At 61.7% G+C, this 8425-nt stretch carries 9 protein-coding genes; all 9 read left to right on the forward strand.

The genetic code is table 11. From position 1 onward, the window contains the following. Positions 1-36 precede the first annotated feature (36 nt). The 9 genes from ATN37_RS01970 to ATN37_RS02010 all read left to right on the forward strand — a co-directional run bounded on the left by ATN37_RS01970 (position 37) and on the right by ATN37_RS02010 (position 8379). Positions 37-438: a pilus assembly protein TadG-related protein gene (locus ATN37_RS01970; protein WP_241199219.1), complete on the forward strand. Its 402-nt coding sequence runs from the start codon at positions 37-39 to the stop codon at positions 436-438. Continuing rightward, the gene (locus ATN37_RS01975) at positions 435-890 is read left to right on the forward strand and encodes a TadE/TadG family type IV pilus assembly protein (protein WP_125053248.1); all 456 of its coding nucleotides are present in this window, start codon (positions 435-437) and stop codon (positions 888-890) included. Before ATN37_RS01970 ends, ATN37_RS01975 begins: the two co-directional genes overlap by 4 nt. Beyond that, positions 887-4078: a LysM peptidoglycan-binding domain-containing protein gene (locus tag ATN37_RS01980; protein ID WP_125053246.1), complete on the forward strand. Its 3192-nt coding sequence runs from the start codon at positions 887-889 to the stop codon at positions 4076-4078. Before ATN37_RS01975 ends, ATN37_RS01980 begins: the two co-directional genes overlap by 4 nt. Then, positions 4075-4641, forward strand: a complete 567-nt coding sequence (locus ATN37_RS01985; RefSeq protein ID WP_064445001.1) for a hypothetical protein — start codon at positions 4075-4077, stop codon at positions 4639-4641. Before ATN37_RS01980 ends, ATN37_RS01985 begins: the two co-directional genes overlap by 4 nt. An 11-nt stretch (positions 4642-4652) precedes the next feature. Continuing rightward, positions 4653-5279, forward strand: coding sequence for a hypothetical protein (locus ATN37_RS01990; RefSeq protein ID WP_064445002.1), 627 nt, complete (start codon positions 4653-4655; stop codon positions 5277-5279). Positions 5280-5428: 149 nt separating this feature from the next. Then, positions 5429-6229, forward strand: a complete 801-nt coding sequence (locus tag ATN37_RS01995) for a hypothetical protein (protein WP_241199268.1) — start codon at positions 5429-5431, stop codon at positions 6227-6229. An 89-nt stretch (positions 6230-6318) separates the two neighbouring features. Next, entirely contained in the window at positions 6319-6669 is a 351-nt protein-coding gene (locus ATN37_RS02000) for a hypothetical protein (protein ID WP_064445003.1), read from the forward strand. A 39-nt stretch (positions 6670-6708) separates the two neighbouring features. Then, positions 6709-7560: a hypothetical protein gene (locus ATN37_RS02005; protein WP_256933101.1), complete on the forward strand. Its 852-nt coding sequence runs from the start codon at positions 6709-6711 to the stop codon at positions 7558-7560. A gap of 267 nt (positions 7561-7827) precedes the next feature. Beyond that, complete coding sequence (locus ATN37_RS02010) at positions 7828-8379, forward strand: hypothetical protein (RefSeq protein WP_218694656.1); 552 nt, start codon at positions 7828-7830, stop codon at positions 8377-8379. Positions 8380-8425: the final 46 nt, after the last annotated feature.

The raw sequence follows: 8425 nt of genomic DNA on the forward strand, positions 1-8425 counted from the left end.
TGGATCGCTCGCGCCCGCTCAAACGATCGAGGAGATGTGACCATCGAGTTGTGCCTCGCGATCATCGTCCTCCTCGTCCTACTCGGTTGGATGTACGCATACGGCATCAACCGTCAGGCGCATCAAAAGGTCGAGCACGCCGCGGGAGAAGCCGCCCGGGCAGCATCACTCTCACGTACCGCCACTCAAGCCAACCCTCTCGCATACCAAGCGGCCCTGGACTCCATGGATGGTCAAGGACTCAAATGCACGACCATGAACGTCAGCGCTGACACCTCCGGATTCCGTACTCGCCCAGGAGTATCCGCAACCGTCGAAGTCACCGTCAGTTGTGAAGTTTCCTACGACGCCCTCGGATGGCCCGGCGTCAGCGGAGGACGAACTATCGAGGTCACTGCAATCTCACCCATCGACACTTTCCGGGAGCGCACCAGATGATCACCACCCTGCGTAAGCGACTCACCTCCAGGCTCCCCGAGGAACGCGATAAGGGCGCCGTGACGCTGCTGACCGTGATACTCGCTCCCATCCTCATATTCTTCGTGTGGGGACTCATCGTCGACGGCGGTGGAATGCACACCGCAGCTCAACGCGCGGACAACGTCGCCGAAGACGCCGCCCGCGCGTCCGGACAGCAGATCGTCGGATCGCTCAGTGCGCGAGGGATCGATACGGTTGTCGACCCCGTACGCGCAGTGGCGGCCGCGAAACGCTACCTCGCCGACGCCGGGGTCGAGGGCGAGGTCATCCCCACAGGGCCTCGCACACTGCTGATCACCACCCGCATCGTGTACGACAACAAGCTTTTGCCCCTTGGTTCGAAAGTGATCACGGGTAGTGCAACGGTGAACCTCAACCGCACCAACGCGGGGGAGGTGTACCGGCCATGAGTGCTCGCACAGTCCGATCCCGCCTCGCAGGACTCGGGTACCTCCTGATCCTGCTTCTGCTCGTGGCAGGGATCCCCGCAGCACTGTGGGCATTGCGCGGTAATCCTCTCGACATCCCCTTTTCGGATTTCGAGAGTCTGCTCTCTAGCCCCGACGACGGCAGCCTCCTCGTCGCACTTCTGCCGCTCGTCGGCTGGGTCGCGTGGGCGACATTTACCCTCCCGATCCTTGTCGAGCTCGCAGCCACACTCCGGGGCGTCAAGGCACCGAAGATCCGGCTTCTCGGGTCGCAACAGAAAACGGCGACTTTCCTCGTCAGTGGTGCACTGCTTCTGCTGACAGCCGGCACCGCAACCGCGACACCTGCACTCTCGCAACCAGTAGACAGTGCATCACCTGCGCCCTACGCACCGATCGCCGCACAGCAAGACCCGAGCGGCCCCGCCCACACTCAGGTGGACCCGCGCGCTGCACGGCCCGCGGTTAAACCCGCCGGCCCGACCGTGACCACCGTCCGCGGAGACACCCTGTGGGGACTCGCCCAAACTCACCTCGGCGACGGGAGGCTGTTCACCGAACTGCTCGAACTGAACAAAGACGTTGTGCCCGAAGCGGGATTCCTCGCAGAGGGAATGACGCTGCAACTCCCTGCGGCAGTGCAGGACGTCGTACAAGGGGCCTACACCGTCCAAGCTGGAGACACACTCTGGGACATCGCCGATCGAGAGCTCGGCGATCCTTTGCGTTTTTCTGAGATCACCACTGCGGACGGGTCGCCAGCCGGAGACCTGATCACAGTCGGACAGCAATTGATCATTCCGTCCGCGTCCGCCCAAACACCCGTGCCGGCAGCGGAGGCAGCCCCCCAGCCGGCGGCCGTACCTGCGCCGGTTGAGGCGCCGGTGCCAGCCCCCCAGGCGCAGGTGCCCGACGCGGCACCGGACCCCCTCCCAGAAGTTGCAGCGACACCGAACTGGCAACTCGACCCCATCGAGCCCCAGATGCCTGCGAATATGGCCCCTGATGCCGAAGCATCCGTGATCACCGCCGACGCGGAAGACGACTCCTCCAGCTCGTCCGGCGTCGTCTACATCGCCCTCGGTATCTCCGCGCTCGCCGCCGCCGGCCTGACCGGCCATCTCGCGCTGTGCCGTCGGCAACAGCAGCATCGCCGCCGCCGCGGCGAGCGCATCGCCCTGCCCGCCAAGGAAGCAATCCTTGCCGAACAGGCCTTGACGGCCGCTGTCGATCCGTTGACCACCGCTCATGTCGACACTGCATTGCGGAACCTCGCGCAGTACTGCCGAGCGAACGAGATCTCCATCCCCAGTCTCCTTGCGGTTTTCATCGGTGACGACACGATCGAACTCGGATTGCTCGAGGAGATCTCGCTGCCCCAGCCATGGATGCAATCAGACGACGACACGTGGATGGTCGACCCACGGGCGTTCCCTCGTTCGGTCCCGGACATCGACGTCAGCCCATACCCAGCCCTGACCGCGATGGGAACGAGCGACGATGGACGAGAGCTCATGCTCAATTTGGAGGAAATAGGGCATCTCTCCATCACCGGCACACCTACCGCCACCGCAAATGTGCTTCGCGCGATGGCCGTCGAGCTTGCCGTATCGCCGCTGGCAGATTCCCTTCACCTCAACGTCGTCGGATACTGCGGCGACCTCGCAGGCGCAGTGAACACTGGCCGTATCACGCACTCCGACAACACCGACGAGGTGTTGGCGCGCTTGGCTCGCCATCTCGAACGCGACGCCGGCATCCTCGACGAGAACGAGGTTGCATCCATCGCACAGGCACGGAGCGTGTACGAGACCAGTGAGCTGACTGCTCCGGAAATCGTCCTCATCTCCGACCCGTTGACAGCTGAACAAACAGAAATCCTGACCTCGATCGCCCATAGCGCCCCGCGGATCGCGTTCGCTGCAGTCACAACGCAGAACTCGAACACTCGCTCCGACTGGACATTGGATGTCGCCGACGACGGCACCGCAACACTGGTCCGCCCTGGTATCGCATCAGCACAGCTCACTGTCACAACACTCGACGAAGCCGGCTACGAGAGCATTGTCAGTCTGTATGCCACTACCGCCCATGATTCTTCCCCAGCTGTCGAACCGGAGGCCTCGGACTTCGGTTGGGAGGGGGCACGTCTCGACTGCGAGATCACGACCGAGAATCTCATCACCAGTACCGACCCTGCGGCTTTCACGGTAGTTCGGAACGACGACAACGTATTTGAGGAAATCAACTCCGAGACAGTCGGTGACATCGACATCGACACCGACTCTGCGGCTGAGACCGAAACCGAGATTGTTGCGTCCCATCCCGAGCTTCCCGCGGCTCCACACATTTGGATTCGCGTCCTCGGAGAGCCCACCCTCGCGCCACTTACTCCGGGCTCAACGGACCGCGAGAACTCGCGAAGCCTCACCGAAATCGCAGCTCTACTGGCATTCAGCGACGGCGGAGTGCCCGCAACTGAGCTCACCGCAAAGATGTGGCCGCACGACGTTGAACTCGTCAATGCGGCCAGCACTGCCGAAGAAGCGAAGACGGCAAACGCGCGGCTCCGTAGCCGCCGCAACCAAGCCGTCACACGACTGCGCAGCTGGATGGGAGATACCGACACCGGGGACGCAGCGCTCATCAAGTCCGGAGACCGAACCGGCCGAACGCCACTTCGCCTCCACCCTTCAGTGACCACAGACTGGGACTACTGGAACCAGCTCGTCGACGCTCACCCTGCGACGACGACAACCGAACGCCTTGAATCCGCTCTCGCGCTGGTGACCGGTCAGCCCTTCACCAGCGACGACCCGATTGCCTACCGGTGGGCAGATCACATAAAGCAGGAAATGATCTCCGCGATCACCGACGTCGCAGAAGAGCTCGCCGGCCGCTACATCCGCGGCGAACAGGTCACCCAGGACCTCGATGCCGCAGGAAAGGCAGCCCGGGCCGGCCTCACGGTCGACAGTGCTCACGAAGGCTGCTGGCGAGCAGCCATCATCGCCACCCACTTCTCCGGGGACATCGAAACTACCCAAACCCTCATCGACACCCTCAAAAGCGAACTCGACGAACTGCAAGTCGACGCACACCCGGAGACCAACGAACTTCTCAGACAGCTCGACACCACCACCGACTACCGCATCGGAGCCGCATCATGAACCGCCGCCTCGCAGCCATGCTCACCCTCACTGCGGCGGCCTGCCTGACCGCAAGCTGCAGCATCCTCAGCCCGGAGCCCGGCACCCTCGACACCAGCAGCGGCCCGACCTTTACCGGCCCCCCTGGATCGGGAAAATCACCTGAACAGCAAGCAGGAGAAGGTGCCCTCGCCAAGATCAGCGAGTACTACACCGTGCTCGCACGATTGAATTCCGACCCCGCTGCCCCGCTCTCTGACCTCGATGCCGTCGCGGCCGGCCGTTTCCTCGACAGGACCAAGAAAGAGATCACAACCAGTCGCAACGGAAACCCGACGCCACCAAGCGATCTCAAAGTACTCAAGAACGTGATTACCAAACACGACATCCCCATCGACGAGACCGGCGCACCGACAGCGGGAACTGCCACGCTCCAAATGGACGTCTGCATCAGCAAGCCTGTGGACAAACTCGAACTCGGAAAACCGATCCTGACGAACCCGTCATGGCCCGACCCAGCAGGATGGAGAGTCACAGCCGACTACACACAACCCGGAACACCCTGCAGCGCCGGAAGCTTCTAGGAGACAACAACATGGCCCACAACAGAATTCGACGAACCACAGCAGCAGCAGTCGCAGCTGTTGCCCTACTAGCCGGCGTCGCAGCTTGTTCCAGCAATTCCGACGAGCCGAACGTCACTCTCACTGCAACCGGAAACCCCGCTTTCGATGGTCCAGACGGCAAGACCGAGGCGAAGACGCCCGACGAGCAAGCGCGGAGCCAAGCGATCGCCAAGGTCAACGAGTTTTATGCTGCCCTCGGAAGCATTGAAGCTGACCCAACAGCTTCTGTGGATGCGATCGGCGGTGTGGCTGGGGACCCAGTCTTGAACGACCGAGTCGGGGACATCATGCTTCGACGGTCGCAAGGCATCACCAGTACCGGAGCCATTTCCGTCATCAAATCCTCGGTGACGGATCTGAGCGCACCGGTAGATGATCAGGGAAAACCCCGCGCGGAAGCCGCGTGGGTTCACGTTCAGGCCTGCACTGATATCTCCGGCTGGAATGCCGTATTTCCGGACGGATCAAGTGCGATGAAGCCCGACCGCGGCCAGTTCGAGTCCACCAACATCACCGTTCGGAACCCCGCGTGGCCTGATTCGAATGGCTGGCGCGTCACAAGTCAAACAGTTGAGAAGGTGCAATCATGCGACTAGCAATGAGAATTTTCGCCACTGCGACACTGGTTTGCGGCGTTCTGGTCACGGGGAGTCAATCAGCGTTGGCGCAGCCAGGCGTAGGTGGAGGTGGAGTTGACGTATCGTCCTCGCCCGGTGGTGCGAATGTGACAGTGGGTGGCGGCTACGTGAGTGCGCCCGCGGGCTCAGGCGCCGGCGCGGGGGCCGCGGGAGGCGGCGCGGGGGCCGCGGCTGGCAACGCAGGAGGCGGCGGAGGCGGTGCGGGTACTGGCGGCGCCGGCCCCGCTGCTGCACCTCCGTCCGGGACCCTCAACGCGATCCTGCAAGGCGCATGTCTCGGCACACCGGGGGGATGCCCCGCACCGCCTGCGGCACCCGGTATCGAGATCCCGCCGACGCCGCCCTCAATGGCGGAGATCATGAATACGGTGTCTATGGCGATCACCGCTATGCAGCTCGAAAAGCCTCCGATGTGCTGGACACCTGAACCTGCGAACTCAGGTGGAGGTCAACGTACCGGTCTCGTGGGTAAGGAGAGCTGGGCTTTCATGTGCCCCAACGACGTTCGCGAATCCACGACAGGCCCGGTCAACCGAGCAGCCACCTCGGGTGTGGTAACCGTCACCGCGAACGCCATCAACACCGGTGTCCTCATCAATCACGGCGATGGAGACGTGCAATTGTGCCCGGGTGCATTGCTGCCGTTCACTCCGTATACCGATGCTGTTGACGCCAGCCCTCTTTCGCCCGCCAGCGGAACTCCATCGCCCACATGCGGACATCGTCTCGCAAAATCGTCCATTGGACAGCCGCAAGACGTCTTCAAGGTCAGCGCCACCAGCAACTGGGTGGTCACGTGGACTGCCACTTGGCCAGGCGGCACGATGGGCGGTGTAGCCCCCACTCCGTTGACGTCGATGTACGACCGGCGGGTAGGCGAATTGCAGGTCTTGGTCACACCGAACTGAATTCAGCCAATGGATGCCCGCGTCATTTTGAACTGTCCAGTTCGAGTGACGCGGGCATCTTTGTCGGCAGAACGAGAAGGGAATCATAGGTGGGCACCTATCATCACGTGGTCCTACGCTCGGCGCCAGGCGAATACGTCGCCAGGATAAGGCCGAGCGCATTCGGATGCGACATCAAGGTCGGTAGGGGAGGTTGGTTTGATCAGAATCGGCTCCCGGCCATCATGGCATTCGCGGAGAAGTATTTCGACTGTTCCCTGACGGTGATCTGGGTGGACGACCTGTCCTGTGACGGTTGGGAATACGACTCGTCACTGGTAGCTCCGTGGGACGGCCCGGTGTCCCTTGATGACGAACCTGAACTTCCTCACCTGGTACCGGCCAGCTCGCCAGGCAAAGCAGACGCCGCTTGTCCGAACATCATTGTCGAGGGGATGTAACTACACGTGCTGACCGGGGATCCGAGCGAGGAAACATCGTTGTCATTGGGTGAAATCCGGAGGGCCATAGTGCAATCGTCATTTCTGACTGCGAGACAAAAGCTCTCGTATCTGGGTGCGTGGTCGGTTCATATTCGTGAGGCATCCCGCAATGCAGCTAGGGTTGAGGACTACAGGCAGGCGACTGATGTTGCTGTCCGCGTCTCGGCATTGCGAGCCTGTGTGAATGCGGTTGATCCGGAGCTGATTTCGGACTTGTCGGCGACGTTGAACCCATACGCAGAATCTCCCGACCCCAACCCCTTTGAGGATGCACTCAGATCTGAATTCGGGGATTCGGTTGGTGCTGAGATTAACCAACTGGCCGTGCACTGGAATGCGAGAGTCGACCTTCCGTGGCCGATGTTGATGCACCAGGCCGTTGACAGCACAAGCAGGTATCTGGCCTTGGACAGCCTGTCGGGGGTCGATCGTGGAGAGACGCGATTGGCTGCAGCTTTGGCAGTTGCGATCCCGATGGTGGTGCGTAGCGAATTCGCCGAGATCGGTGTTCGGGGTCGCTATGTTTTGTTGTGGCGGGGGCTGGGGAAGTTCGGGGTAAGCCCGCGGCCTGAGGTTTGGCCTGAACTGGCGGCGCGCCGGGTACCTCATGATTACAGCGCGCAGCCTCTGTCGTCGTTTACGACCGACCTCGATGTTGCTTCGGATTTCGCGAGGGACGGTGAGGGGATTTTGTTGGCTGAGTTGGTTCCGTTGTCGGCTGTATTTTCGACTTCGCTGGTGTTGGGGTTCTTGGGGGCTGAGGTGGTCGTGCGAGATCATCGCCACCGATGGCTGGTGCCTCTCCGCCGGACCGAGGGCGCTTGGGTAGTTGACTACAGTCCGCCCTGATTGGTCTTCTCCCGGGCGGCCATCGCAGTCTCGCGTTGCTTGCAGTTGCGTGCTTGTGTTGCGTGTTGGATTACCTTGTGGCGGTGTAGAACTGTGGAGCGTCAGTCTGGTTGAGTTGTGGGTGTCAATATTGTGAAATTCGAGCGGGTGGGGGAGTTTGGATGAGGCAGCTGCCGACTTCGATTCAGGAGGAGAGCGCTTCAGATGGGGGGACGGGCCGTTGGTGGGCGTGGTGGAGCGAGCGGATGCATTTGGTTCTGCTGATCGGTGTCCCCGCCAATCCTGCTGTTGTTCTGGTCCAACGTAATTTGGACGTCGATCGACCAGTATCTCAATCCGACTTCCGGGGCGGCAGTGGATGTTTCGCCCGATCCTGGGATTGCGGAGGACGTTATCGCTACTAGCGTGGCGGTGGCGTGCGGGTGGTTCACGTTCTTGGTAGTTCGCAGATTCTGGGGCCCGGTCGATCGATCTGCGCCGTGGCTCGCAGGTGTGGGCCGTCGTCGGCGGTTCCTCGGAGCTGCAGGAATTTGGGCGGTCGGTCAGGCTCTGGCAATTGCGTTTCGGGCATTTGTCGGTGAGGGCTCAACTGGCAGTCCCTCGGTCGAGGGTGGTTGGTTCTCCTGGGACGTCGTGAAGCCGGTCCTGCTGGCGGGGTTGATGGAAGAGGTCTTCTTTGCCGGGCTAGCGGCATTGGTAGGTCTGCGATTCCGGATCAACCTCATCGTGGTGATCGGCATTTTGAATCGCCCTGGGTCTGATGGAGGCTCTGGCTATTTGATTTCAACCAAGGCCTGCTCACCCTGCTCAGTAGCGTAGAACGTCTTCTCGTACTCTGCTGGCGGGATGTCGCCGCAGTGACCAT

The organism is Rhodococcus sp. MH15 (assembly GCF_019266045.1).
GTDB classification, from domain to species: domain Bacteria; phylum Actinomycetota; class Actinomycetes; order Mycobacteriales; family Mycobacteriaceae; genus Rhodococcus_F; species Rhodococcus_F qingshengii.